Below are 23,156 nucleotides of genomic sequence, written 5' to 3' on the forward strand. Positions count from 1 at the left end.
TTGCTTCCAATGGGAATCGGCTGGCTCCCCCTCTCCCTGGGGAGAGGGGGCCGGGAGGTGAGGCGCCACGTCCGAACGGTACTCCTGTCGCTACTGTCGCTCCTAAGCTTCACCCGCACCGCCCAGGCCCAGAACGCCGCGCCCGAGAAGCCTAAAGTCACCCGCATTCTCTTCCTACTTGATGCCTCGGGCTCGATGATGGCGCCCTGGGAAGGCCAGCCGCGCTGGGTCGTGGCCAAGCGCATGCTGAGCAAAATGGTCGACTCGCTCAACGCCTACCCCAACCTGGAGCTGGGCCTGCGCGTGTACGGCCACCAGTTTCCGAACGCGGACAAAAACTGCCAGGATTCCAAGCTGGAAGTGCCCTTTGCGCCCCGCAATGCCAAGGCCATCAAAGAGAAGCTGACCACGCTCAAGGCCCAGGGCAACACGCCCATCACGTATTCGCTGGAGCAGTCGGCCAACGACTTCCCGACGGATAAGTCGTCGCGCAACGTGCTGCTGCTGATTACCGACGGCCTCGAATCGTGCAACCGCGACCCCTGCGCGGCTTCCATTGCGTTGCAGCGCAAGCACGTTTTCCTCAAGCCCTTCGTCATCGGCATCGGGGCCGAGCGGGATTTCGGCAAGCAGCTCGAATGCCTGGGCCAGTATTACAACGCCGCCGAGGTGAAAACCTTCCGCACGGTGATGGACGACGTCATTGCCCAAACGCTGAGCAAAACCACCGTCTCCGTCAACCTGACCGACGCCGCCGGCCGGCCCGTTGAAACGAACGTGAACATGACCTTCGTGAACAACGTGACCGAGCAGCCCGAGTACAACTACGTGCACTACCGCGACGCCCAGGGCAAGCCCGACGTGCTCGACATCGACGCCCTGCAGAGCTACGACCTCGTGATAAACACCGTGCCGCCCGTGCGCCAGGCCAATCTGCCCATCAAGCCCGGCAAGGCCAATGTTTTCACTTTCAAAACGCCGCAGGGCACCCTCTGGCTGCAAAACCCGCCGCTCACGCCCAACCCCTACGGCACCATCCGGGCAGTGGTGCGCAGTCAGGCCGGAGCTACCGTCACGGCCGGCACCTTCGGCACCCGCCAGAAGCTGCTGGCCGGCAACTACGAAGTGGAAGCCCTCACGCTGCCCCGCACCGTACGCCGCCTCACCATCAAGCAGGGCCAGGAGTACACGTTCACCTACGACTCGCCCGGTACGCTCAACATCACCTCGGACCTGAAAGGCTACGGCAGCATCTACCAACTGAATGACGACGAGTCGCAGACATGGATTTACGACTTGCCCTACGGCGGCAGCAGCAAAATCAACCTGCCCATGCAGCCCGGTGCTTACCGCTTGGTGTTCCGCACGGCCACCAGCACCGCTAGCAAGTTTACCGACGTGCGCAACTTCACCATCCGGAGCGGGCAAACGACGTCGGTGGCCATTTTTGGAAAATGAAATAGAACGATAAACTTCCCTCCTTACCAAGGAGGGGACGTTTTTGCGAAGCAAAAACTGGGGTGGTTGTAGGCGTTGAACGAACCAAAAGTAGAACAACACCCCATAACCATCCTCAACAACCTCTCCCACAAAAAAGACGAGCGCCGCGACCTCCGCCACAACCTCACCACCGCCGAAGCCGTGCTGTGGAACCGCTTAAAAAACAGCCAACTCAACGGCCGCAAATTCCGGCGCCAGCATAGCGTCGGTGAATTTATTCTTGATTTTTATTGCCCGCAGGAAAAGCTTGCGGTAGAACTAGATGGAGCAGGCCATTTCACTGCGTCAGGCAATCTGCACGATGCGGCGCGGACCGAATACCTGAATGCTGTGGGCATTCGGGTAATCCGGTTTGAGAACAAGCTAATTTGGTCGGCGCTGGATAGCGTGCTTCACTCGATTGAAAGTTGTTTTAGCGGGCGTTGACGGTTGTCGTTCAACGCCCACAACCACCCCAGTTGTCGCTGGCGCGACAACGTCCCCTCCTTGGTAAGGAGGGGAGTTTTGACCGTCTTAACCTCCCTTACAACCCCATGAAAGACTTCCCCTACACCGAATCGAAAGACACCCGCAGCGGCTTCGGCGCGGGCCTAGCCGAGCTGGGCAAAACCAACCCCAACGTAGTCGCCCTCTGCGCCGACCTCACCGGCTCGCTCAAAATGGACGCCTTCAAGAAGGAAAACCCCGACCGGTTTTTCCAGGTCGGCATTGCCGAGGCCAATATGATGGGCGTGGCCGCCGGCATGACCATTGGCGGCAAAATCCCTTTCACGGGCACCTTCGCCAACTTCAGCACCGGCCGCGTGTATGACCAGATTCGCCAGAGCATTGCCTATTCGGGCAAGAACGTGAAAATCTGCGCCTCCCACGCCGGCCTCACGTTGGGCGAAGACGGCGCCACCCACCAGATTCTGGAAGACCTGGGCATGATGAAAATGCTGCCCGGCATGACCGTCATCAACCCCTGCGACTACAACCAGACCAAAGCCGCCACCATCGCCATCGCCGACCACGAAGGCCCCGTGTACCTGCGCTTCGGCCGCCCCGTGGTACCCAACTTCACGCCCGCCGACCAGAAATTTGAAATCGGCAAGGCCTGGATGCTAAACGAGGGCACCGACGTGAGCATCTTCGCCACCGGCCACCTCGTGTGGAAGGCCGTGCTGGCCGGCAAGCTCCTGGCCGAGAAAGGCATCAACGCCGAAATCATCAACATCCACACCATCAAGCCGCTCGATGCGGAGGCCATCCTCGCCTCGGTGCGCAAAACGCGCTGCGTGGTAACGGCCGAAGAACACCAGATGAACGGCGGCCTCGGCGACAGCATCGCCCAGCTGCTGGCCCGCGAAGAGCCGCTGCCCCTGGAAATGGTGGCCGTGAACGACAGCTTCGGCGAAAGCGCTACCCCCGACCAACTGATGGAGAAATACAAGCTCAACGAAGCCGCCATCGTGGCCGCCGTAGAAGCGGTGATGAAACGCCGGAAATAGGTAAGCAATGGTTCTACGGAAAGCCCCGTGGTCTATTGGCCGCGGGGCTTTTTGCTTTTTGGTCACATTTCTCACCCGGGCTTTCACCTGCGGGTAGTGACGCGCTTTTTAATTTATAGAAGATGTCGTTGATTAGCGCCTGCAACCACTCAATCAGCGCTTCTTTGCGATGAAAAAACGCCTACTACTCGCCGCCATTGGCAGTGCATTTCTCACGCTGGCCCCGGCTGGCAGTTGGGCGCAGGCTGCACCCAAAGCGCCCCTCAAATACGGCAAATACGGCTGCACGGCCAGTAAATACCGCGGCGGCATGGTTGAGTACACCCCCCGGGGCTCGTTCACCATCAGCCCCGACGGCACCTATTTCTACTCGGGCTTTGAAAAACCCAGCAAAGGAAAATTCAGCGTCGACAAGGACGGCAACCTGCTGTTTGCCGGGGGATATTTCGACAAAGGGAAAGCCGAAAAAATAGACCGGCCCGATAAATTTTTCCTGGTTTTCCCGACCATCCCCGACAACCGCTGGACCTGCGCTTACGTCGGCAAATAGCGGCGCTTTCATCGACGGGCTGTCTGCTCTGCAAATCGCTCCGGCGTGGCGACAGGCCCACGTGCCTTCGGGGGCTAGCAGCTCACGGTCACGCGCAGGTAGGCGGCCGGGATTAGCGTGCTGTCCGGCGTGGCGGCCTTGTTCTGGCTGATGAACAGTTCCGTTAGCTCCCGTTCCAACTCGGCTGCTTTGCCGTTGCGCTCGGCCGCTTCAAAGGCATTCATCGTCGGGCCGTAGAAGTTCTGAAACAGCCGCACAAACTCGCTGGGTGCGAAAGGAGCCACGAAGGTGAACGTGTCCTTGTCGCACGCAATGCGCTGGGGCGGAATGCCGGCCTGGCCGAAGCGTTCCAGCACGTTGCTTTCGACGCCCCAGGTCATGGGGCTGACGAAGCCTTCGGGCGGGGGCGGGGTGTAAGCCGAGCTGATGCGGAGTATCTGGGCCACGAGCGTGGGGTCGCCGGGTATCCAGTTGCCCATCACAATTTTGCCGCCCGGCTTGGTCACGCGCACCATTTCTTTGGCCACGTCGAAGGGCTTCGGGGCAAACATGGCCCCGAAAATGCTGACCACCAGGTCGGCCGAATGGTCGGCCACGTCGCTCAGGTGGCAGGCGTCGCCTTCCTGAAAGGTGCAGTTGGCCAGGCCGGCTGCTGCCGCCCGCCGTTTGCCGGCCTCCACCAGGTTGTGGGCAATGTCAATCCCGAGCACGTGGGCCCCGCGCAGCGCTTCGGGCAGGGCCGTGGTGCCGTCGCCGCAGCCCAGGTCAATCACTCGCATGCCTTCGGTGATGCCGAGCTTTGCCACCAGTTCGTCGCCGCTTTGGCGCATGGTTTGGGCGATTTGCGTGAAATCGCCTTTCTCCCACAGGGCTTTATTGGGATTCATTACAGTCGGATGAACGGTTGATGATTAGTAATGTAAATATATAGTTGAAAATATTTATAAAAAAAGGAATGGGCTATTGTTGAGCTGTGGTGTTAAACTTGGCGGCCCAACGGCCATCCAACCCGCGTTAGTTACCGCCACCATCCCGGCCTCTCCGTTTGGAAGACCACGACATCCTTCTCAAGTTTCAAGACCCGGCTTCGCGCAACTTGGCGTTCAACCAGCTCGTGCGCAAGTACCAGAGCAAGGTGTACTGGCACGTGCGCAAGATGGTGATTGACCACGACGACGCCGACGACCTTACCCAGGACGTGTTTGTGAAGGTGTGGAAGCACCTGGAGAATTTCCGGCAAGACGCGGCCCTCTTCACCTGGATATACCGCATTGCCACCAACGAGTGCCTCAACTTTCTGAGCAGCAAGCGGCGCAAGTTTCTGCTGCCGCTCACCGACGTGGGCGCCGAGCTGGCCGCCAAGATGGAAGCCGACCCGGCCATTGCCGGCGACGCCATCGAGCTGAAGCTGCAGCAAGCCATTCTGCGCTTGCCCGATAAGCAGCGCCTGGTGTTCAACCTGCGCTACTACGACGAGATGCCCTACGAGCAAATGGCCGAAATAACCGGCACCAGCGTGGGCGCGTTGAAAGCCAGCTACCATCACGCCGTGAAGAAAGTGGAAGAATACGTGACCCGCAGCACCGACGATTAATCGGCCAAAAGACAAATTTTTACTTGCGGAGTTAAACGCCGCCCCCTGTTCTTCATCCAACTGCCATGAAACCTACTTTCAAGCTAGACGCGCACCCCCGGCGGCCCCGCCCGCTGCTGAGCGAGCCGCCCGCTGGCTATTTCGATAAGCTTCCGACCCAGATAATGGCCCGGCTGCCCCGGGCCGACGCCCGCCCGGCCGTGCCCGGCTGGCTGGCCTGGCTCACGCCGGCCCTGCGCACCGGCCTGGCTTCGGTGGCCGTGCTGGGCGGCTTTGCGGCCTCGTTTTTCCTGAGCGGGCCAGCCCCGGAAGCCCCCGTAGCCGTGGCGTCGCTCGACGCCGTGCCGCGCACCGAGCTGGTGGGCTACCTGCTCACGAGCGGCGCCCGCGTCGAGAATTCCGACCTGGCCGTGCTCACGGCCGCCCACCCCAACATCACCAAAGGCTTCCTGCACGCGTCGGAAGAGGAGCTGGTCCAGGCCCTCGACGACCAGCCATCGGAAGACCCGACGTATTTGTAATTCCTTTCCCCTATCATGTCCGCTATTTCATCTGTACTTCGATTAGTTAGCCTCGCTGTTTTGCTGGCGGCCGCGGCACCGGCTGCCCACGCCCAGGGCGGCGGCCAAGGCCTGGGCGGAGGCCGCAAAGGACAGCGCCTCGGCCAGCTCGAAAACGCCAAAATTGCCTTTATCACCAACCGCGTCTCGCTCACGCAGGAGCAGGCCCAGAAGTTCTGGCCGCTCTACAACGAGTTTTCGGCCCGCCGCCGCGAGCTCAACCGCAGCGGCCGCCTGCTGCGCCGCGACGTGACCGAGGGCATGACCGACCAGCAAATTCGCGACACGTTCAACCAGGCCTTCGCCACGCGCCAGCAGGAGCTGAACCTGGAAAAGGAGTACTTCGACAAGTTTCAGAAGGTGATTTCGCTGCGCCAGGTGGCCCAATTGTTTCAGGCCGAGCGCGACTTTACCAAAGAAGTCATCAAGCGCGTAGCCGGCGCGGGCGGCCAAGCGGCCGTCGACACTAACTGAGGCTTTTCTTTCTGAGCTATGCCCAGAGGCCGCTGTCCCCGCAGCGGCCTCTTTATTTTTGCGGAATAATCGAAATCATTTTTCGCTGGTTTTGAAAGTTGTTCGTCATCCTGAGCGCAGCGAAGGACCTTATCACGTTATAACCAATCTGGCTCAGACGTGATGAGGTCCTTCGCTGCGCTCAGGATGACAAACGGCTATATACAAAATCCGATTATACGCTTAAATCCGAAGAATCCGTGGTTCTGACACCCCGCCAATTATTCCTGCGCCACCAGGCCCAGACCTCCGACTTTCCGCTGCTGCTGGAAATTGAGCGGGCCGAAGGCATCTACATGTATGGCCCCGACGGCCGCCGCTACCTCGACCTGATTTCGGGCATCGGCGTGAGCAACGTGGGCCACCGCCACCCGCGCGTGCTGGCCGGCATTCAGGCCCAGCTCGATAAGTATCTGCACCTGATGGTGTACGGCGAGCTGGTGCAGGCCGTGCCCGCCCAGCTCGCCGAGGCCATTCACCAAACCCTGCCCGCGCAGCTCGATTCGGTGTTCTTCACCAACTCCGGCACCGAGGCCATTGAGGGCGCCCTGAAGCTGGCCAAGCGCCACACCGGCCGCACCGAGCTCATTTCCTGCCTCAACGCCTACCACGGCTCCACGCACGGCGCCTTGTCCATCACCGGCTCCGAGGGCTTCAAGAACAGCTTCCGCCCGCTGCTGCCCGACGTGCGCCACATTCGCCACAACGAGCTGGCCGACCTGGCCTTCATCACCGAGCGCACCGCCGCCGTGGTCATCGAAACGGTGCAGGGCGAGGCCGGCGTGCGCGTGCCTAGCCCCGAATATTTGCCGGCGCTGCGCGCCCGCTGCACCGAAGTGGGCGCGCTGCTCATTCTGGACGAAATTCAGTGCGGCTACGGGCGCACGGGCAGCATGTGGGCCTTCGAGCAGTTCGCCATCGAGCCCGATATCTTGGTGTGTGCCAAGGGCATGGGCGGCGGTATGCCCATCGGGGCGTTCATTTCGAGCACCGAAATCATGTCAGGCTTCAAAACCAACCCCATTTTGGGGCATTGCACCACGTTTGGCGGGCACCCGGTGAGTTGCGCGGCGGCGCTGGCTACCCTGCAAGTCATTCAGGACGAGCGGCTGGCCGAAGGCGTGGCGGCCAAGGCGGCCCGGTTTCGGGGGCAGCTGCGGCACCCGGCCATCGGGGCGGTGCGCGGCTGCGGCCTGCTCATGGCGGTGGAGTTCGAGTCCTTCGCGGTGCTCAAGCCCATCATCGACCATGCGCTGGAGCACGAAGGCATTCTCACCGATTGGTTTCTCTTTTGCGACAATTCCCTGCGGCTGGCGCCGCCGCTCATCATCACCGACGCCGAGATTGACGAGGCCTGCGCGGCCTTGCTGCGGGCCATTTCGCACGTCACGGGCATCAGCTAGGCTGCCCGGCTACGCAAACCGGCCCGCCGCAATGCCGACAAAGTCGGAAAGCGGCGGGCCGGTAACGGAGGGCAGCCCCTCAAGAGTAAGCTTGTGCCATAGGCCTACAAGACTACCGTGGGCCGGGGCAACTCGTTGTAATTCAAAAAGGAATTGCTTTCCTCTTTGATGCGTTCGCGCGGCAGGCCGTCTTTCACGCCCTGCGAGATTTTGCGGACCAGCACCCCCACAATGGCTTTGCGGAAGCCCAGCTTTTCGGCCATCATGATGCAGAACTCCATCTCCGTCTCGTCCACGATGCCGTCGGCCAGCATCATGTCCACCAGGTCAAAAATCTGGTCAAACCGCTCGGAGTCGTTGGTGGGCAGGTCGTTGCTCGTGCCTTTGGCCCCCGAAACCAGCGCCTGCACCTCCGATTGGCTCAGGCCGTTCTTCTTGCCCACGGCCAAGATGAAGTTCATCTCCCGCGCGTCGATGTGGCCATCCGCTTTGGCCAGGGCCGCCAGGTTCAGCAGGTGGCCTTTAATTTTTTTGGCTTGCTCATTTTCGAAAAAACCGAACATAAAACGTGGGAATTAGGAGGTGGAAGATGATTTTACTGCAATCGGGCCGATTGTTGAGTCAATGTAGTAAAAAAACCGGCTGATTTCTGCCATTGTTACGCAAAAGGTAAAAAAAAGATGATGCGCCGCCGGTGGGTATTTTGGGGCAGGCTGCGGCGGATATGCAATCGTTTCGCCAACTTTGCGGGGTTTGGGCGCCATTGGCCTGCCCGCATGATTTAAGAACAAGTTGATGAAGAGAATAGCAGTATTTACCAGCGGCGGCGACTCGCCGGGCATGAACGCCGCCATCCGGGCCGTGGTGCGCACCGCCACCTACCACGGCATTGAGGTATATGGCATCATGCGCGGCTATAGCGGCATGATTAAGGGCGAGTTTGTGCGGCTCGATTCGGCGTCGGTTTCCAACACGGTGCAGAAGGGCGGCACCATCCTGAAATCGGCCCGCAGCCTGAAATTTATGACAAAGGAAGGCCGGCAGCAGGCCTTCGACCAGCTGGTGAATCACGGCATCGAAGGCCTGGTGGCCATCGGCGGCAACGGCACCTTTACCGGCGCCATGATTTTTGAGGAGGAATTCGGCATCCCCACCGTGGGCGCGCCCGGCACCATCGACAACGACCTGTACGGCACCGACTACACCATTGGCTACGATACGGCCGTGAACACCGCTTTGGAGTGCATCGACAAAATCCGGGACACGGCCGACTCGCACGACCGGTGCTTTTTTGTGGAGGTGATGGGCCGCGACTCGGGCTACATCGCCATTCCGTGCGCCATCGGCGGCGGGGCCGAAATCGTGATGATTCCGGAAACCCAGATGAGCACCGACGTGGCCGTGGAAACCCTGCAGGCCGGCTGGCACCGCTCCAAAACTTCGTTCATCGTCATCGTGGCCGAGGGCGACGAGGAGGGCAACGCCACCCAGGTGGCCGCCCGCGTGAAGGAAGCCATCCCGCAGCTCGATACCCGCGTGACGGTGATTGGCCACATTCAGCGGGGCGGCTCGCCCACGGCCGCCGACCGCCTGCTGGGCTCGCAGCTCGGCATTGCGGCCGTGGAAGGCCTGATGAACGGCATGCGCAACGTCATGGCCGGCATCATCGACAAGAAGCTGGTGTACACGCCGTTCATCGATACCATCAACAAGAAGAAGCTCATCAATCAGAGCTTTATGCGGATGGTGGAGATTTTGAGCGTGTAGGTTTTTTTTAGGGTAAGAGGTGGGGGTAGGAGGGCAGGAGTTATGTCCGCACATGACAACTCTTGCCCTCCTACCCCCATACCCTCTTACCCTAATTCTACCCACTGATACGCCGGGTCGCGGCGCAGCCAGGTAAGCTGGCGCTTGGCGTAGCGGCGGGTGTTGCGCTGCAGCAGGCGCACGGCCTCGGCCCAGTCGTAGTCGCCGTCGAGGTAGCCGAAGATTTCCTGGTAGCCCACGGTTTGCAGGGCGTGGTGGTGGCGGTAGGGGAGGAGGCCGCGCACTTCCTCCAGCAGGCCGGCGGCCAGCATGTGCTCTACCCGCAGGTTGATGCGTTGGTAAAGCGCCTCGCGCTCGCGGGTAAGGGCCACTTTCACGTTGCGGAAGAGCGGGTTCTCGGGCGGCGGGCCGCTGGTGTGGAAGCTGGAAAACGGCCGGCCCGTGGCGCGCGTGATTTCCAGGGCACGCACCACGCGCTGCGGGTTTTGCGGGTCGATGCGGGCGTGGGCCACGGGGTCGGTCTGGGCCAGTTCGGCCACGAGGTGGGGCAGGCCGTGGGCGGCCAGCTCGGTGTGGAGCTGGGCCCGGACTTCGGGCGGCACGCTAGGCAGCTCGTCGAGCCCGTCGGTGACGGCCTGCACGTAGAGGCCCGAGCCGCCGGTGAGGATAACCAGCGGGTGCCGCTGGAATAGCTTTTCGAGCACGGCCAGGGCGTCGGCGGCGAAGCGGCCGGCGCTGTAGTCCTCGCTGATGCCGTGGCTGTCGATAAAATGATGAGGCACGCCCTGCATCTCCTCCGGGGTGGGCTTGGCCGTGCCAATGCTCAGCTCCCGGAAGAACTGGCGCGAGTCGGCCGACACGATTTCGGTGCGGAATTGGTGGGCCAACTGCACGCACAGGGCGGTTTTGCCCACGGCCGTGGGGCCGGCAATGGTGAGCAGTACGGGCCGCGGGTCGGTGGGCGTGGGCGCCAGCTGGGCAAGAATGGAAGGGGGAAGCAGGTCCGCCATTTAGAAAGTCAGAGGGGGATGCTTTTCGTCAAACTCGGTGGCGTCCTGGTAGGCCTTGGCCAGGGCCAGCAGGGTGCCTTCTTCGTAGAGCTGGCCGATGAAGGTGATGGTGGTGGGCAGGCCCTGGGCCGTGAAGCCGTTGGGCAGGGCGATGGCGGGGTGGCCGGTGAGGTTGGTGACCACCAGGCTGGCGCTGAAGGAAGGCGTGATGTAGGCATCCAGCCCCTTAAGCTGGGCGTCCATCTGCTCGATGAGCAGGCTGCGGGCGCGCTGGGCCTGCAGGTATTCTACGGCCGGGATGAAGCGCGACGACCGAAAGGTGTTGGGCCAGGCGAAGCGGTTTTGGAGCACCATCTGGCCGTCGCGGCCCGAGCGGGTGAGGCCGTCGAACGCCGCCGCGCCTTCGGCCGTGAGCACGAAGCGCAGGCTGCCCGCCGCGATGGCCGGCATTTCGATGGGCACCAGCTCCACGCCCAGCTTGCGCAGCACGTCGAGGCTGGCCTGGTCGTTGGCCTTGGTGGGGTAGTCTTGGTCGAATGCCTTTTTCACGTAGCCCACGCGCAGCTTTTTGAGGTTGGTACCGAAGGCGTAGCGGAAAGCGTTGGGCGCCTGCATGGTGGCCGGGTCGCGGGCGTCGGGGCCCGCGGCGGTGAGGGCGGCCAGCACGATGGCGCAGTCCTCGGCCGAGCGGGCCAGCGGGCCGGCTTTGTCCATGGTCCAGCTCAGGGCCATGGCGCCGGCGCGGCTCACGCGGCCGTAGGTGGGGCGCAGGCCGGTGATGCCGCAGGCCGTGCTGGGGCTCACGATGGACCCCAGCGTTTCGGTGCCAATGGCAAACGGCAGCAGCCCCGCCGCCACCGCCGAGGCCGAGCCCGCCGACGAGCCGCTGGAACCCTTGGTGATGTCCCAGGGCGTGCGGGTCTTCTCGCCAAACCAGACGTCGCCCTGGGCCAGCTCGCCCAGCGTGAGCTTGGCGCAGAGCACGGCTCCGGCGGCGCGCAGGCGCTCCACCACGGCGGCGTCCTCGTCCAGCGTTTGGTCTTTGTAGGGCACCGAGCCCCAGGTGGTTTTGTAGCCTTTGGCGCTAAATAAGTCCTTGGCGCCGTAGGGGATGCCGTGCAGCGGCCCGCGGTATTTGCCGGCTTTGATTTCCTGGTCGGCCTGGCGGGCCTGCTGCAGGGCCAGCTCTTCGGTGAGGGTGATGACGCAGTGCAGCTTGGGGTCGTACTTCTTGAGCCGGGCCAGGAAAAAAGTAGTCAGCTCCTCAGACGAAATCTGCTTGGTGCGCAGCAGCTCGCCCAGCTGCCGCACGGTGTAGAATGCGAGGTCGTCGCGGGTGGCGGGAAGTTTCACCTTGGCCATTTCCGGCAGCTTGCCGGGGGTGGTGGTGGCAGCGACCAGGCTGGCCTGGCGCAGCCGCAGCGGGCGCGGGTCGAACACCACGGCCGGGGCCACGCTGTTGGATATGTCCAGCTTGCGCAAGGCCTCATAGCTTTCGCGGTAGCCGGTCAGGTTGCGGCGGGTTGAGTCGAGCTGGGCCTCGGAAAAGCTTATCCCCATGAGCTGCTGCGCGGCGCGGAGCATGGGCACCGTAATTTCTTCCGGGGCCGTGGGCCGCGCCACCAGGGCGCCGGCGGCAAAACAGGCCGTGCCGAGGAGCAGGGCAGGAGTCAGTTTTTTCAAGACTAGCATATGAAATGCGGGTGGGAGGTGCCCGCCGGAAAAGCGCCGCGCCGCGGCTGGCAGTGGCAAAAACGGTCGTACGAAGTTAGGCCACACGGCGCCGGCCCGGGCACCCACGCGCCAGTGAATCTTGAATTAGCTGTCCGGCCGTTTCTTTGCGCAACAGGGGCCTGCCCCGTTTCCCGTGCCCTCGTAGCGCTTATTCCACTGCCTTATATGTTGCCCCAACTCCTGTCCCTCGTGCTCTTGGTGGGCCTCACCGCCGCCGCGTTGCTGCGCTGCATCGACCGGTGGCGTCGGGCGCCGCGGCGGGATTTTCGCGCCGGGTACTGGCTCAGCGCGGGGCTGCTACTGCCCGTGGTGGGAGCCTACCTGCGGCTGGGCCAGCTCGGCGTGACGGCCCACACCACGGACCTGAGCTTTTTGTTCAATGCCGCGCCGCTCTACGGGCAAAACCTGCTGGGCATGGCCTTGCCCCGAGCCGCTGGCCTGCTGGCCGTTTTTCCGGTGGCCTTGCCCTGCGCCGCCCTCTGCCGGGCATTGCTCGGTCCGGGCACCGGTCCTGAATCTGCCAGCAGTTGATTGTGCAGGTATGCGGCACAGCTAATGCAGGAAGTCGGGCAATTGCCCTCGGCTAATCGGTCAGCGGCACCACTTGCGTCCACAACCGGCGCAGCTCCCGCGCCTCGTGCTGCCCGCTGGGCTGGGGCCCCATGGGCAGGGCCCCGCGTTTCGCCCACCCGCTACTCTGGCGCCGCAAGCACGTGGCGGGTGAAATCAGCCCGTGACGTATTGACCGGTATCCCCGAATTGTAAAGAATGCTGATTATGCGTCGGTCAATGGGCAAAAACTCGGTGGCAAAAAGGCGGTAGGTATCGCCGGAAGCTTGGTCGATGACAATTTGGCGATTGGAGGAAAAAACGCTTTTGGGGTAGCGGTTGGTGTCTTTGGGAAGCCCAATGCTTTGTGCTATTTCCTCTCGGATAATGGCTTCCTCATGGCCCTCGAAAGTTAAGTTATTGGCCACGGCTACTGTGGCGCTGGTAATCTCGCCGCACGGCGTGGTGCGAAAAGCAAAGGTGCCGTTTGCACTACCATCGTGGCCCCGAAACAGCTGCGGAATATCCTGAATGGGCGCAAAGTAGATGCGCAGGTCCGGCTTGTCGGGCTGCAGTTGGAACTTGGTGCTGCGGCTAATGGTGTTCAGGTCTGCCAAAACCCGCCGCACTTCCTGCTTTTCGGCTGCGGTGCAGGCCGTCATGATTGCAACGCGCACAACCGGCCGGTTCCACCGATGAATGGTTTCGCTCAATGTGCCCAAATCATTCCCAAAAGCAATTTGCCCAAAGTAGGAAAGGTCTTCCCGACTGTACTCCGTGCGCAGCCGCTTGGCCTGGGCCGGGGTCAGCGATGCATGGCAGCTCCACGTTTGCCGGGCGTAGAAGCCGATGACCAGCACGGCCCCGATGGCCGCAAGCAGGAGAACGTTTTTCATGTTAGGCGTGGAGTTGTTCCCGGTTGGGTAGCAGCCCGGCAGGTGCCACCGGCACCACGCCACCCCACAGCCGGCGCAGCGCCCGTTCCTCGTGCTGCCAGCTGAGCTGCGGGGCGGCGCGGCGGCAGTTTTCGGCCAAATAGTGGTAGCGGGCCGGCTCGTCGCGCAGCAGGCGGTTGAGGGCCCGGGCCAGGGTGGTGGGGGCCAAGTCCGTCACCAGCTCGGCCACGTCGAATTCGTCGTTGAGGGCGCGGTATTCGGGAAAGTCGATGAGCACCTGCGGGATGCCGGCGTGCACGTAGTCGAAGAACTTGTTGGCCAGCGAGTAGTAGTAGCTCAGGCCGATGTTTTCGAGCAGCATGATGCCCACGGCCGCGTGCCGCGTCACCTCGCGCAGTGCCTCGGGCAGCACGAAGCCGCGAAACTCCACTTTGCCCGACGCCAGCAGGCCCAAGCGTGCGGCCCGCGCGCGCAGGGCCGCCGAAAGGTCGCCTTCGCCGCAAATCACCAGCCGGCCCGCCACCTGGGGCATGGCGTCGAGCAGGTTTTCGAGGCCGCGGCCCACGTTCAGGGCCCCCTGGTACAGAATGTAGCCGCCGGGCGGTGCGGCCGCCGGAGCAGGCGGCAACACGTCTTCCTCGCGCAGCCGGCTCACGTTGCGCACCACCGCAAACGGCCGGCCGTAGCGCTGCTTAAACATCCCGGCCAGCGCCGGGCCCACGGTATACGCCAGCCGGGCCCGCGGCACGATGAAGCTTTCCACCCAGCGCCACACGCGCTGCACCGCCGGCCGGGCCACCACCTCGGGCACTTCCGTGAACAGCTCGTGGGCATCGTACACCAGCGGCTGGCCGCCCAGCCGGGCCCGCAGCCACACGGGCAGGGCGGTGTCCAGGTCGCAGGCGCACCAGGCGGCCGCGCGCTGGCTGAGCAAATAGAAAAGCAGCCGCAGATTGTACTCCAGGTAAAACAGCTTGCCCTTCTGAAACCAACCGCGCAGGCGGTGCTGTTGGTAGGGCTGGGGCGTGAGCGGGGGCGAGGCCGGCCGCTGCCAGCCCACGAGCTGCACCTGGTAGCCGGCCGCGGCCAGGCTGCCGCAAATGCGCTGCATGCGCTGGTCGAAGCACAGGTCGGTGGTGACGGCGAAGAGCAGGCGCGGCGCGGACGGGGGCGGCAAGAGCAGAAGCTGGCGCCGCCCGGGCAGCGCCGCGTTAGTTATTTTATTTTGGCCAAATTTACGCCGCCGCCCGGCACGGCGGTGGTTATATTAGCAGGAAATTCAACAGGCAGGACGCGTTATTGTATGGCTTCATTCCCGGCTGCTTCTTCGACCCGCCCCGTGGCGCCGCCGCTGACAGCGCTGCTCGACCAACTGGGGCAAGTGTACGTGCTGCTCGACGTGGTGGGCACCGTCATGGACGTGAACGAAGCCTTCCTGGCGCTCACCGGCTACACGCGCAAGCAGGTAGTGGGCCGCATTGGCTACGAGATGTTTACGCCCCAGGCCGAGCGCGCGGCCCAGCACCAAGCCTACCTGGAGACCATTGCCAACGAAACCCTTGCGCCCAACGCCGAGCGCCCCGTGCTCACGCGCACCGGGCAGCTCCGGCAGGTGCACTGGCGCACGGGGTTCACGCGCGACGTGGCCGGCACCATCACGGGCATGTGGATGGCCGGCGAAGTGCCCAACGAGCAGCTGCTGGCCAGCCCCGCCTTGGCCGGCGACAGCACCCACCTGCAGGACTTTCTTGACAACGCCCAGGACCTAGTGCAGCACCTGAGCGCCGACAACGGCTTCCTGTTTGTGAACAAGGCCTGGAAGGAAAAGCTGGGCTATTCCGACGCCGAGCTGGCCACCCGCACCCTAGCCGACGTGGTGCACCCCTACTACAAGGCCAAGCTGCTCTACCAGCTGCGCAACCTCTACGACGGCGAGCCCGTGAATAAGGTTGAAACCGTGTTTCTGACCAACCAGGGCAAGCCCGTGCACCTCATCGGGAGCATGAGCGTGGTGCGCGAGGAAGGCCAGCCGGTGAGCAGCCGCGCCATTCTGCACGACATCACCGACCGCATCAAGGCCGAGCGTCTGCAGAAGGTCTACTACAGCATCGCCAACCTGGCCATCTCGGCCAAGGACCTGCCTAGTCTTTACGGCGCCATTCACCGCGAGCTGAGCAAGATTATCGAAACCAGCAACCTGTTCATTGCCCTGTGCGACGACGCCCGCACGCAGTTGCAGTTTGCCTACCACGTCGACCAGCACCCGCAGCACCGGCCGCTGGGCGCGCTGCCGTTCTCCAACGGCGTGTCAGAGTACATCATTGCCGGCGGCCAACCCCGCTACCTCACGCACACCGACTTTCAGCAGCTGGTGCGCAGCGGCACCGTCACGGCCCACGGCCTGGTGCCCGAGGTGATGCTGGCTTCGCCGCTGAGCATCGGCGACCGCATCATCGGGGTGCTGGCCGTGCAGGACTACACCCGCGCCGATGCCTACACGCCCGGCGACCTGGACGTGCTGCACTTCATCTCGAACCAGGTGGCCCTGGCCATCGAGCGCAAGCGCAACGAGGAGCAGATTGGCAAGCAGACGGCCCGCCTGAACGCCATTTTCGAAAGCGGCTCGCACGTGATGTGGACGGTGAACACCCGCGCCCACCTCATGAACTTCAACCGCAACTACGCGGCCCTGTTCTTGCGGCGCAACGGCACCTATCCCGTGCGCGGCCTCAACCTGTGGGAGGCCGACCTAGCCCACATGCCCGAGCACGAACGCGACATCTTTGTGCGCCACTACGACGCCGCCGCCAAGGGCCAGGCCCAGCGCTTTGAGATGCGCCTGCGCGACGCCCGCGGCTACGACGTGTGGACCGACATTCACCTGAACCCCATTTACCTGGGCGACGGCTCGTTTGAGGAAATCTCGGCCATTGCGCACGACATCACCGAGCAGAAGCGCGCCCAGCTGGCCCTGGAGGCCCAGGAGGAGAAGTTTCGCAACATCTTCGAGTCGTTTCAGGACATCTACTATCGCACCGACGGCAACGGCCTGCTCACCATCGTGAGCCCCTCGGTGCGCGACGTGCTGGGCTACGAGCCCGAAGAAGTCATTGGTCAACCGGTGACTAACTATTTCGTGGACGCCGACGACATGGCCCGCGCCAACGCCGAAGCCGAACGCAGCGGGGGCTTGCGCAACTTCGAAACCCAGATGTGGCACAAGGACGGCTACCCGGTGAGCGTGCTCGTGAACGCCCGCATGGCCACCCCGCCCGAGGGCGAGGAAGCCACCGGCGAGCTCGGCCAGTTCGGCACCGAGGGCATTGCCCGCGACGTGACCGAAATCCGGCAGATGCAGGACGACTTGCGCAAGGCCAAGGACGAGGCCGAAGCCGCCCTGGAAGCCAAAACGCAGTTCCTGGCCAACATGAGCCACGAGCTGCGCACGCCCATGAACGGCATCATCGGCATGATTGACCTGCTCGACCAGACGGTGGAAACCGAGGAGCAGCTCGACTACGTGGACACCCTGCGCAAGAGCTCCGACGCGCTGCTCACCATCTTGAACGACATCCTCGACCTGTCGAAAATTCAGGCTGGCAAGCTGCAAATTCACGAAACGGCCATCGAGCTGCAGGCCGTGATGGAGCGCATCCGGGCCCTGTTCATTTACCGGGCCGAGCAGAAGCACATTCGCTTCACCTACCACATCACGCCGCACACGCCGCGCTTCGTGATAACGGACGAGGTGCGCCTGCTCCAGATTCTGTCCAACTTGGTGGCCAACGCCATCAAGTTCACCAACGAGGGCACCGTGGCCATTGTGGTGAGCAGCGTGAGCACCGACGGCGAGCACCACACCCTGCGCTTCGCGGTGCAGGACTCGGGCATCGGCATCTCCAACGACAACGCCAGCCTGCTCTTCACCAACTTCACGCAGCTCGACACCACGCCCAGCAAGGCCTACGGCGGCACGGGCCTGGGCCTGAGCATCAGCCGGCAACTGGCCGAACTGCTGGGCGGCGAAATCGGGGTGCTGTCGGACGAGGGCGAAGGCTCGGTGTTTTGGTTCACCATCAGCGCCCGCGAGGCCGTGAGCAGCGAGCTGCCTGCCGCGCCGCAGGTGCGCGAGCCCGTGTTCCAGCCGTTTGAAGCTTCGCCGCGCGTGCTGCTCGTCGACGACAACGCCATCAACCAGAAAGTGGGCCAGCGCCTGCTCACCAAGCTGGGCTGCCAGGTGAGCGTGGCCGGCGGCGGCCCCGAAGCCATTGAAATGGTGACGGCCCCCGGGGCCGACTTCAACATCATTTTCATGGACATCCAGATGCCCGACATGGACGGCGTGGCCGCCACGGCCGAAATCCGGCGCCTGCTGGGCGAAAGCTGCCCGCCCGTGGTGGCCATGACGGCGTATTCCATGCAGGAAGACGCCGGCCGCTTCATGCGCCAGGGCCTCGACGACTACGTGGGCAAGCCCGTGAAAAGCCGCCACCTCTACGAAGTGCTGCACCGCTGGCTGCGCCCGCGCCCCGGCCGCCCCGTGGGCGAAGGGTCGGCCCTGGCCAATGCGCCGGCCGCGCCGGCTACGGTGGCCGGCGGGCCGCCGCCCTTGCCCACGCCCGCGCCCGAGGTGGCCAAGGAGCCCACACTCGACGAAACCATCCTGCGGCAGCTGGTGGAGCTGGGCGGCACCGAGTTCACGTCCGACCTCTACCAGGAGTTTGAGCAGGAGGCCGGCGACCTGCTGCGCGACGCCGCCCCCACGGCCGCCGAAGGCAATTTCCGCGACCTGCTGCCCATGCTGCACCAGCTCAAAGGCACGGCCGCCACGCTGGGCGGCGTGGCCCTGGCGGCCCAGGCCCGCTACCTCGAGCACCAGCTCAAGGGCGGCCGGATGGAGGAGGGCGCGGCGGGATTTCAACTTCTGGAACATTACTTTGCACAGTTCGTAGCCGAATACCCCGGCGCCGTTGAGCGAGCCATCAGTACCCCTGCCGAATGATTTCGGCCCGTTCTTCTATTTTTCTACCCCCAACCCAATCCAACCCCTAACGCTCATGTCCGTCGATACCCAATCCAAAACCATTCTGATTGCTGAGGACAGCTCGGTGATTCTCAACCTCACCCGTAAGATTCTGGAGTTGCAGAAGTACAAAATCGTGCTGGCCAAAAACGGGGGCGAAGTCCTCAAGCAACTCGAAGCCACTCCGGTCGATTGCGTGCTGATGGACATCAACATCCCGGTGAAGGACGGCATGCAGTGCACCCGCGAAATCCGCGCCCACGCCGACCCGGCCATCAATAAATTGCCCATCATCGCCATCACCGGCAACGCCAACAACTACTCGATGGACCAGTTCCGCGAGGCCGGCGTGACCGATTACCTGCCCAAGCCGCTCGACTTCGACGCCCTCGTGCGCGTGGTGAAGCAGTACGTGGGCTAATCAATTGGTGAATGAGTGAATGGCTGAATGGGTGAATGAGCACGCGGCCATTCGCTCATTCAGCCATTCAGCCATTCACTCATTAAGATGGTTGTAACGTTCTTAGGTACCGGCACCTCTTCCGGGGTGCCCATGATAGGGTGCACCTGCGCGGTGTGCCGCTCGCTCGACCACCGCGACCACCGCCTGCGCGTGTCGGTGCACGTGGAAGTGGGTAGCCGCAGCTTCGTCATCGACTCCGGCCCCGATTTTCGGCAGCAGATGCTGCGCGCCCGTGTCACTCGGCTCGACGCGCTGCTGTTCACGCACGAGCACAAAGACCACACCGCCGGCCTCGACGACATCCGGGCCTTCAATTTCCGGCAGCAGACGGACATGCCGGTTTTTGCCGAACCCCGCGTGCTGCGCCAACTGCAGCAGGAGTTTGCCTACATTTTTGCCGAAAACAAGTACCCCGGCGTGCCGCGCGTGACGCTGCACCCCATCGAGCGCGACGACGCGCCGTTTGACGTGCTGGGGGTTTCGGTGCTGCCCCTGCGGGCCATGCACCACCGCCTGCCGGTGCTGGGTTTCCGCATCGGCGGCTTCTGCTACCTGACGGATGCCAACCACATCGGGCCCGAAACCCGCGCCCAGCTCCGCGACGCCGACGTGATTGTGCTCAACGCCCTGCGGCGCGAGGAGCACATTTCGCACTTCACGCTGGCCCAGGCCATTGCGGTGCTGGAAGAGGCCGCGCCCAAGCGGGCCTTTCTCACGCACATCAGCCACCAGCTGGGCCGCCACCAGGAAGTGGAAGCCGAGCTGCCGGACTGGATTCGGCTGGCGTATGATGGGCTGAAAGTGACGGTGTAGGAACGCGCCGCGGCACATTCCTGCCGGTTTATTTATGCACACCAACTATTATTTCCTGCGCCAACTGGCCCCCGCGCTTACCGAGCGGCTGCGGGGCTGCCGCGTGGCCGTGTGTTTCACGCAGGAAAAGGATGAACTGGTGGTTGGCCTCACGGACGGCAGCAAGGAGTTTTGGCTGAAGGCGCAGCTGGGCGCTACGTTTCCGGCCCTGGCCTTGCCCGAGACCTTTCAGCGCGCTCGCTCCAATTCGGTGGATTTATTTCCGGGCCTGCTGGGGGAGCAAGTGGAAGGCGTGGCCGCTTGGCCCCAGGACCGGGTGCTGCAAGTGAATTTTCGGAGCGGCGCCCGGCTGGTGTTCAAGCTCTACGGCCCGCGGCCGAACGCCATTTTTCGCACCGCGGCTGAAGCGCCCGCCCAGCTGTTTCAGCAGAAGCTGCTGGCCGACGCCGACCTGAAGCCGCAAGCCGCCCCCGCACCCGTAGCCGCCGGCAAGCTGCCGCCCCCGCTGGCCGACTTGCCCCTGCGCTACCTGCGTACCCAGGGCTATGACCAGGCGCCGCCCGAAACCAAGTCTCGGCTGGTGAACCAAGTGCTGGCGCAGTTGGAAAAGCCGGCGCATTATTACCTCATTCAGCTCGATGGCCGCACCCGCCTGAGCTTGCTGCCCCTCGGCGACATCCTCGAAACGCTGCCCGGCGACGACCCCATCGGTGCCCTGCGCCGCTTCGTGCCCATGGCCCTGGGCCGGCGGGCGCTGGAGATGGAAACCAAGCAGTTGCGCCAACTGCTGGAGCGCCGTGCCGACGAAGCCAGCACGGCCGCTGCCCACGCCCGCCAGCGCCTGCACGCGCTGGCCCACGAAGCCGGCTACCGCCACACCGCCGACCTGATTATGGCGCACCTGCACGCCATTCCGGCCCGCGCCGAGCAGATTGAAGTGCTGGACTTCTACACCAACCAGCCCCGGACCATCAAGCTCAAGCCCAACGAGAAGCCCCAGCTCACCGCCGAAAACCTGTACCGCAAGGGCAAGAACCAGCAAATTGAAGAGCGCCAGCTCACCGAGCGCATTGCCCGCCGCGAAGCCGAGGCCCTGACGGCCATGGAGCGACTGGAGGAGCTGGACACCCAGCCTCAGCTCGCCGAGCTGCGCGGCCTGCGCGCCTGGCGTAAGCTGCACGGCCTCGACCCCGCGCCCACGGCGGCCAAAGCCGCCACGGAACTGCCGTTCAAAGTGTTTGAAGACCGGGGCTTCACCATTCTGGTGGGCCGCAATGCCGCCAACAACGACCTGCTCACCCAGAAATATGCCCATAAGGACGACCTCTGGCTGCACGCCAAAGACGTGACGGGGTCGCACGTTGTCATCCGGCAGCGGGCCGGGCAAACCGTGCCCGAACCCGTGATAGAGCACGCCGCGCAGCTGGCCGGCTGGTATTCGCGCCGCCAGCACGACACGCTGTGCCCCGTGACCGTGACGCCCAAAAAGTACGTGCGCAAGCCCAAAGGCGCCCTGCCCGGGCAGGTAGTGGTGGAGCGCGAGCGGGTGGTGCTGGTCAAGCCCGGCAACCCGTTTGAGCGGGAATAGCGCGGTGGGCGCCTACTGCACGATGCGCCGGCTATACGACCCCGACCCGGTGAGCAGGCGCACGACGTACACCCCGCTGGGCAGCGCGTGCAGGTCCAGCGTCCAGCGGCCGGTTTCGGCCGCCGGCGTACAGCCGATGGCTTGCGCCCGGCCCAGCGCGTCATACACTTGCACAGTGGCGCCGTGCGCGTCCAGCAGTTCGGCGAGCAGGCGGCTGGCCACCACCCATTCCTGCGCGTTTTTGCCAGGATACACCTCCAGGCCCGGGCCGGTAGATGGGCCCAGCTTCACCACCCGCACCGGCGAGTACGACGCGGCGGCATTGAAGTCGATTTGGCGCAGGCGGTAGTAGCTGGTGCCGGGCAGGGGCTGCTCGTCAACCACGTGGTAGGCCGTGCGGGCCGCAGTAGTGCCGGCACCCGCCACGGTGCGGTTGGCGCGGAAGCTGCGGCCGTCGGCAGAGCGTTCTACCACGAAGCTTTGGCTGTTTTTTTCCGAAGCCGTGACCCACTCCAGCGCCACGCCCTGGCGGGTGGTGGGCTCGGCCGTGAACGACACCAGTTCGACGGGCAACGGCTTGGGGCAAGAGGGCACCAGCTCGTCGCAGGCTTGCTCGTTGGCGTTGGTGCCGGCCACCGGGCCGGTGCCGCAGGAGGTGGCTGCGCGCTGGGCGCACACCGCAATTTTTCCTGCGCAGTTTTGCGCAATGTGGTTGACGGCGCCGTTGCCGCCAAACACGCACCCGGCCACCGACACGGTGCCGTTGCCGCAAAGCACGTTGTTGGACCCGCCCGGCGACAGGTCGAGGTTGCCCTGAATGGTTACCAGGCCATCGTCGACGATGTTGGAGTTGTAGAGCACTAAGTTGCAGCCCGTGGTGAAAGAGGCCGAGGGCGCCACGTAGATGGTGGCTTTGTTCACCGTGGCCCGGCCGGCCACCACGCGGCTATCGTCGTGAATTTCCAGGTTGGTCACTTTCTGCGCATTGGTGCCGTCGCCGATGCGCAGGTCGTAATTGCCCATCAGTACCCCGCCTTGCTGCAGCACTACGTTGCCCTGGCTGGAGATGTCGAGGCTGCCGCCGGGCATTACTTCCACCGTCCCGTTTTGGCCAATGGTGATGCTGCCGCCGGACTCCACCGTCAGGTGGCCGGTCACCACGAGGTGGCCAAAATCCGATACGGCGATGTTGCCGCCGTTGCCCACCACGTAGTTGCCGGGCATGTACACGGTGAGGTTTCGGTCGAGGATGACCTGGGCCGCCGAGTTGGTAAGGGGGGCGTCGGGGCAGGTGCCGCCCGGCGTTTCATAGGTCATCGGGCTGCCAAAGGTCCCGCCGTCGGTGCTGGCCCGGTAGCTGCATTGGCCCATGGCCACCACCGGAAAAAGGGCGCTGGCAAGCAGCGCCGCGCCGCAAATGAGTACATTTCTTTTCATTGTAGTAGGGATAAGAAGGGTACGCAAACTGTTGTAGTTAAATCATTATTAATTTACTAAATTTTATTATAAATAACAAATAATAATTTTAAAATGCAATTTTAAAAATTGCGTGATTGTATAATTCGCGTTAATCACATCCCGCTAAACGGTAGCTTATTAACCCCGCATAGTCTTGAGAATAAAGCAGGTAATGTGCCTGCTCGTCAGTAGCCTGCAGATTGTTGAAATAACCCAAGTCTTGGGTAGTGCTGGCTGGGCCGTAG

The 23,156-nt window shown here is 63.3% G+C and carries 21 protein-coding genes; 14 read left to right on the forward strand and 7 right to left on the reverse strand.

The window, feature by feature from the left end:
- The first annotated feature begins 9 nt into the window (after nt 1-9).
- The 4 genes from IC234_RS07680 to IC234_RS07695 all read left to right on the forward strand — a co-directional run bounded on the left by IC234_RS07680 (nt 10) and on the right by IC234_RS07695 (nt 3,540).
- Nucleotides 10-1,458, forward strand: a complete 1,449-nt coding sequence (locus IC234_RS07680) for a vWA domain-containing protein (RefSeq protein WP_190923259.1) — start codon at nt 10-12, stop codon at nt 1,456-1,458.
- 75 nt (nt 1,459-1,533) lie between these two features.
- Nucleotides 1,534-1,926 carry an endonuclease domain-containing protein gene (locus IC234_RS07685; RefSeq protein WP_223827534.1) on the forward strand — a complete coding sequence of 131 codons (393 nt, stop codon included), beginning with the start codon at nt 1,534-1,536 and terminating at the stop codon, nt 1,924-1,926.
- 107 nt (nt 1,927-2,033) lie between these two features.
- Nucleotides 2,034-2,990: a transketolase family protein gene (locus tag IC234_RS07690; protein ID WP_190923260.1), complete on the forward strand. Its 957-nt coding sequence runs from the start codon at nt 2,034-2,036 to the stop codon at nt 2,988-2,990.
- A gap of 169 nt (nt 2,991-3,159) precedes the next feature.
- Nucleotides 3,160-3,540: a hypothetical protein gene (locus tag IC234_RS07695; protein WP_190923261.1), complete on the forward strand. Its 381-nt coding sequence runs from the start codon at nt 3,160-3,162 to the stop codon at nt 3,538-3,540.
- Nucleotides 3,541-3,614: 74 nt separating this feature from the next.
- Here the strand turns inward: IC234_RS07695 and IC234_RS07700 are convergent, their stop codons facing one another.
- The gene (locus IC234_RS07700; RefSeq protein WP_190923262.1) at nt 3,615-4,427 is read right to left on the reverse strand and encodes a class I SAM-dependent methyltransferase; all 813 of its coding nucleotides are present in this window, start codon (nt 4,425-4,427) and stop codon (nt 3,615-3,617) included.
- Nucleotides 4,428-4,585: 158 nt separating this feature from the next.
- On the opposite strand from IC234_RS07700, the gene IC234_RS07705 reads away from it, so the two are divergent.
- The 4 genes from IC234_RS07705 (at nt 4,586) to IC234_RS07720 (ending at nt 7,610) form a co-directional block, all read left to right on the forward strand.
- On the forward strand, nt 4,586-5,134 hold the full coding sequence (locus tag IC234_RS07705; RefSeq protein ID WP_190923263.1) for an RNA polymerase sigma factor: 549 nt from the start codon (nt 4,586-4,588) through the stop codon (nt 5,132-5,134).
- A 65-nt stretch (nt 5,135-5,199) separates the two neighbouring features.
- Complete coding sequence (locus IC234_RS07710) at nt 5,200-5,655, forward strand: hypothetical protein (protein WP_190923264.1); 456 nt, start codon at nt 5,200-5,202, stop codon at nt 5,653-5,655.
- A gap of 15 nt (nt 5,656-5,670) precedes the next feature.
- Nucleotides 5,671-6,168, forward strand: coding sequence for a hypothetical protein (locus tag IC234_RS07715; RefSeq protein WP_190923265.1), 498 nt, complete (start codon nt 5,671-5,673; stop codon nt 6,166-6,168).
- A gap of 245 nt (nt 6,169-6,413) precedes the next feature.
- On the forward strand, nt 6,414-7,610 hold the full coding sequence (locus IC234_RS07720) for an aspartate aminotransferase family protein (protein WP_190923443.1): 1,197 nt from the start codon (nt 6,414-6,416) through the stop codon (nt 7,608-7,610).
- A 104-nt stretch (nt 7,611-7,714) separates the two neighbouring features.
- Here IC234_RS07720 and IC234_RS07725 read toward each other — a convergent pair whose 3' ends face one another.
- A complete protein-coding gene (locus IC234_RS07725; RefSeq protein ID WP_190923266.1) occupies nt 7,715-8,173 on the reverse strand; it encodes a tellurite resistance TerB family protein in 459 nt (152 codons plus the stop codon).
- A gap of 232 nt (nt 8,174-8,405) precedes the next feature.
- Here IC234_RS07725 and pfkA point away from each other — a divergent pair, with 232 nt between their 5' ends.
- On the forward strand, nt 8,406-9,377 hold the full coding sequence (pfkA, locus tag IC234_RS07730; RefSeq protein ID WP_190923267.1) for a 6-phosphofructokinase: 972 nt from the start codon (nt 8,406-8,408) through the stop codon (nt 9,375-9,377).
- Nucleotides 9,378-9,463: 86 nt separating this feature from the next.
- On the opposite strand, the gene miaA is transcribed toward pfkA, so the two are convergent.
- Together miaA and IC234_RS07740 are read right to left on the reverse strand one after the other, a co-directional pair.
- Complete coding sequence (gene miaA, locus IC234_RS07735; RefSeq protein WP_190923268.1) at nt 9,464-10,387, reverse strand: tRNA (adenosine(37)-N6)-dimethylallyltransferase MiaA; 924 nt, start codon at nt 10,385-10,387, stop codon at nt 9,464-9,466.
- Nucleotides 10,388-12,079: an amidase gene (locus IC234_RS07740; RefSeq protein WP_190923269.1), complete on the reverse strand. Its 1,692-nt coding sequence runs from the start codon at nt 12,077-12,079 to the stop codon at nt 10,388-10,390.
- Nucleotides 12,080-12,286: 207 nt separating this feature from the next.
- Here IC234_RS07740 and IC234_RS07745 point away from each other — a divergent pair, with 207 nt between their 5' ends.
- Nucleotides 12,287-12,652 carry a hypothetical protein gene (locus IC234_RS07745; RefSeq protein ID WP_190923270.1) on the forward strand — a complete coding sequence of 122 codons (366 nt, stop codon included), beginning with the start codon at nt 12,287-12,289 and terminating at the stop codon, nt 12,650-12,652.
- Nucleotides 12,653-12,813: 161 nt separating this feature from the next.
- Here the strand turns inward: IC234_RS07745 and IC234_RS07750 are convergent, their stop codons facing one another.
- Complete coding sequence (locus tag IC234_RS07750; protein WP_190923271.1) at nt 12,814-13,530, reverse strand: DUF2927 domain-containing protein; 717 nt, start codon at nt 13,528-13,530, stop codon at nt 12,814-12,816.
- Between the two features lie 37 nt (nt 13,531-13,567).
- Nucleotides 13,568-14,743: a glycosyltransferase gene (locus tag IC234_RS07755; RefSeq protein WP_190923272.1), complete on the reverse strand. Its 1,176-nt coding sequence runs from the start codon at nt 14,741-14,743 to the stop codon at nt 13,568-13,570.
- Between the two features lie 126 nt (nt 14,744-14,869).
- On the opposite strand from IC234_RS07755, the gene IC234_RS07760 reads away from it, so the two are divergent.
- The 4 genes from IC234_RS07760 (at nt 14,870) to IC234_RS07775 (ending at nt 21,453) form a co-directional block, all read left to right on the forward strand.
- On the forward strand, nt 14,870-18,568 hold the full coding sequence (locus IC234_RS07760; RefSeq protein ID WP_190923273.1) for a PAS domain S-box protein: 3,699 nt from the start codon (nt 14,870-14,872) through the stop codon (nt 18,566-18,568).
- A gap of 55 nt (nt 18,569-18,623) precedes the next feature.
- Nucleotides 18,624-19,010, forward strand: a complete 387-nt coding sequence (locus IC234_RS07765) for a response regulator (protein ID WP_190923274.1) — start codon at nt 18,624-18,626, stop codon at nt 19,008-19,010.
- 87 nt (nt 19,011-19,097) lie between these two features.
- Entirely contained in the window at nt 19,098-19,865 is a 768-nt protein-coding gene (locus tag IC234_RS07770) for an MBL fold metallo-hydrolase (protein ID WP_190923275.1), read from the forward strand.
- Between the two features lie 34 nt (nt 19,866-19,899).
- Nucleotides 19,900-21,453 carry an NFACT RNA binding domain-containing protein gene (locus IC234_RS07775; protein WP_190923276.1) on the forward strand — a complete coding sequence of 518 codons (1,554 nt, stop codon included), beginning with the start codon at nt 19,900-19,902 and terminating at the stop codon, nt 21,451-21,453.
- Between the two features lie 12 nt (nt 21,454-21,465).
- Here IC234_RS07775 and IC234_RS07780 read toward each other — a convergent pair whose 3' ends face one another.
- Nucleotides 21,466-22,890 carry a T9SS type A sorting domain-containing protein gene (locus IC234_RS07780; protein WP_190923277.1) on the reverse strand — a complete coding sequence of 475 codons (1,425 nt, stop codon included), beginning with the start codon at nt 22,888-22,890 and terminating at the stop codon, nt 21,466-21,468.
- Between the last annotated feature and the right edge of the window lie 266 nt (nt 22,891-23,156).

The sequence above is a fragment of the Hymenobacter armeniacus genome (genome assembly GCF_014699055.1).
In the GTDB taxonomy this organism is placed as follows: Bacteria; Bacteroidota; Bacteroidia; order Cytophagales; family Hymenobacteraceae; genus Hymenobacter; species Hymenobacter armeniacus.

Bases quoted from the DNA above. Each gene is read 5' to 3' on its own strand.
- miaA (WP_190923268.1), bottom strand. From the start codon at position 10,387: ATGGCGGACCTGCTTCCCCCTTCCATTCTTGCCCAGCTGGCGCCCACG.
- IC234_RS07700 (WP_190923262.1), bottom strand. From the start codon at position 4,427: ATGAATCCCAATAAAGCCCTGTGGGAGAAAGGCGATTTCACGCAAATC.
- IC234_RS07680 (WP_190923259.1), top strand. From the start codon at position 10: ATGGGAATCGGCTGGCTCCCCCTCTCCCTGGGGAGAGGGGGCCGGGAG.
- IC234_RS07725 (WP_190923266.1), bottom strand. From the start codon at position 8,173: ATGTTCGGTTTTTTCGAAAATGAGCAAGCCAAAAAAATTAAAGGCCAC.
- IC234_RS07710 (WP_190923264.1), top strand. From the start codon at position 5,200: ATGAAACCTACTTTCAAGCTAGACGCGCACCCCCGGCGGCCCCGCCCG.
- IC234_RS07765 (WP_190923274.1), top strand. From the start codon at position 18,624: ATGTCCGTCGATACCCAATCCAAAACCATTCTGATTGCTGAGGACAGC.
- IC234_RS07760 (WP_190923273.1), top strand. From the start codon at position 14,870: ATGGCTTCATTCCCGGCTGCTTCTTCGACCCGCCCCGTGGCGCCGCCG.
- IC234_RS07715 (WP_190923265.1), top strand. From the start codon at position 5,671: ATGTCCGCTATTTCATCTGTACTTCGATTAGTTAGCCTCGCTGTTTTG.
- IC234_RS07695 (WP_190923261.1), top strand. From the start codon at position 3,160: ATGAAAAAACGCCTACTACTCGCCGCCATTGGCAGTGCATTTCTCACG.
- IC234_RS07775 (WP_190923276.1), top strand. From the start codon at position 19,900: ATGCACACCAACTATTATTTCCTGCGCCAACTGGCCCCCGCGCTTACC.
- IC234_RS07745 (WP_190923270.1), top strand. From the start codon at position 12,287: ATGTTGCCCCAACTCCTGTCCCTCGTGCTCTTGGTGGGCCTCACCGCC.
- pfkA (WP_190923267.1), top strand. From the start codon at position 8,406: ATGAAGAGAATAGCAGTATTTACCAGCGGCGGCGACTCGCCGGGCATG.
- IC234_RS07770 (WP_190923275.1), top strand. From the start codon at position 19,098: ATGGTTGTAACGTTCTTAGGTACCGGCACCTCTTCCGGGGTGCCCATG.
- IC234_RS07780 (WP_190923277.1), bottom strand. From the start codon at position 22,890: ATGAAAAGAAATGTACTCATTTGCGGCGCGGCGCTGCTTGCCAGCGCC.
- IC234_RS07690 (WP_190923260.1), top strand. From the start codon at position 2,034: ATGAAAGACTTCCCCTACACCGAATCGAAAGACACCCGCAGCGGCTTC.
- IC234_RS07740 (WP_190923269.1), bottom strand. From the start codon at position 12,079: ATGCTAGTCTTGAAAAAACTGACTCCTGCCCTGCTCCTCGGCACGGCC.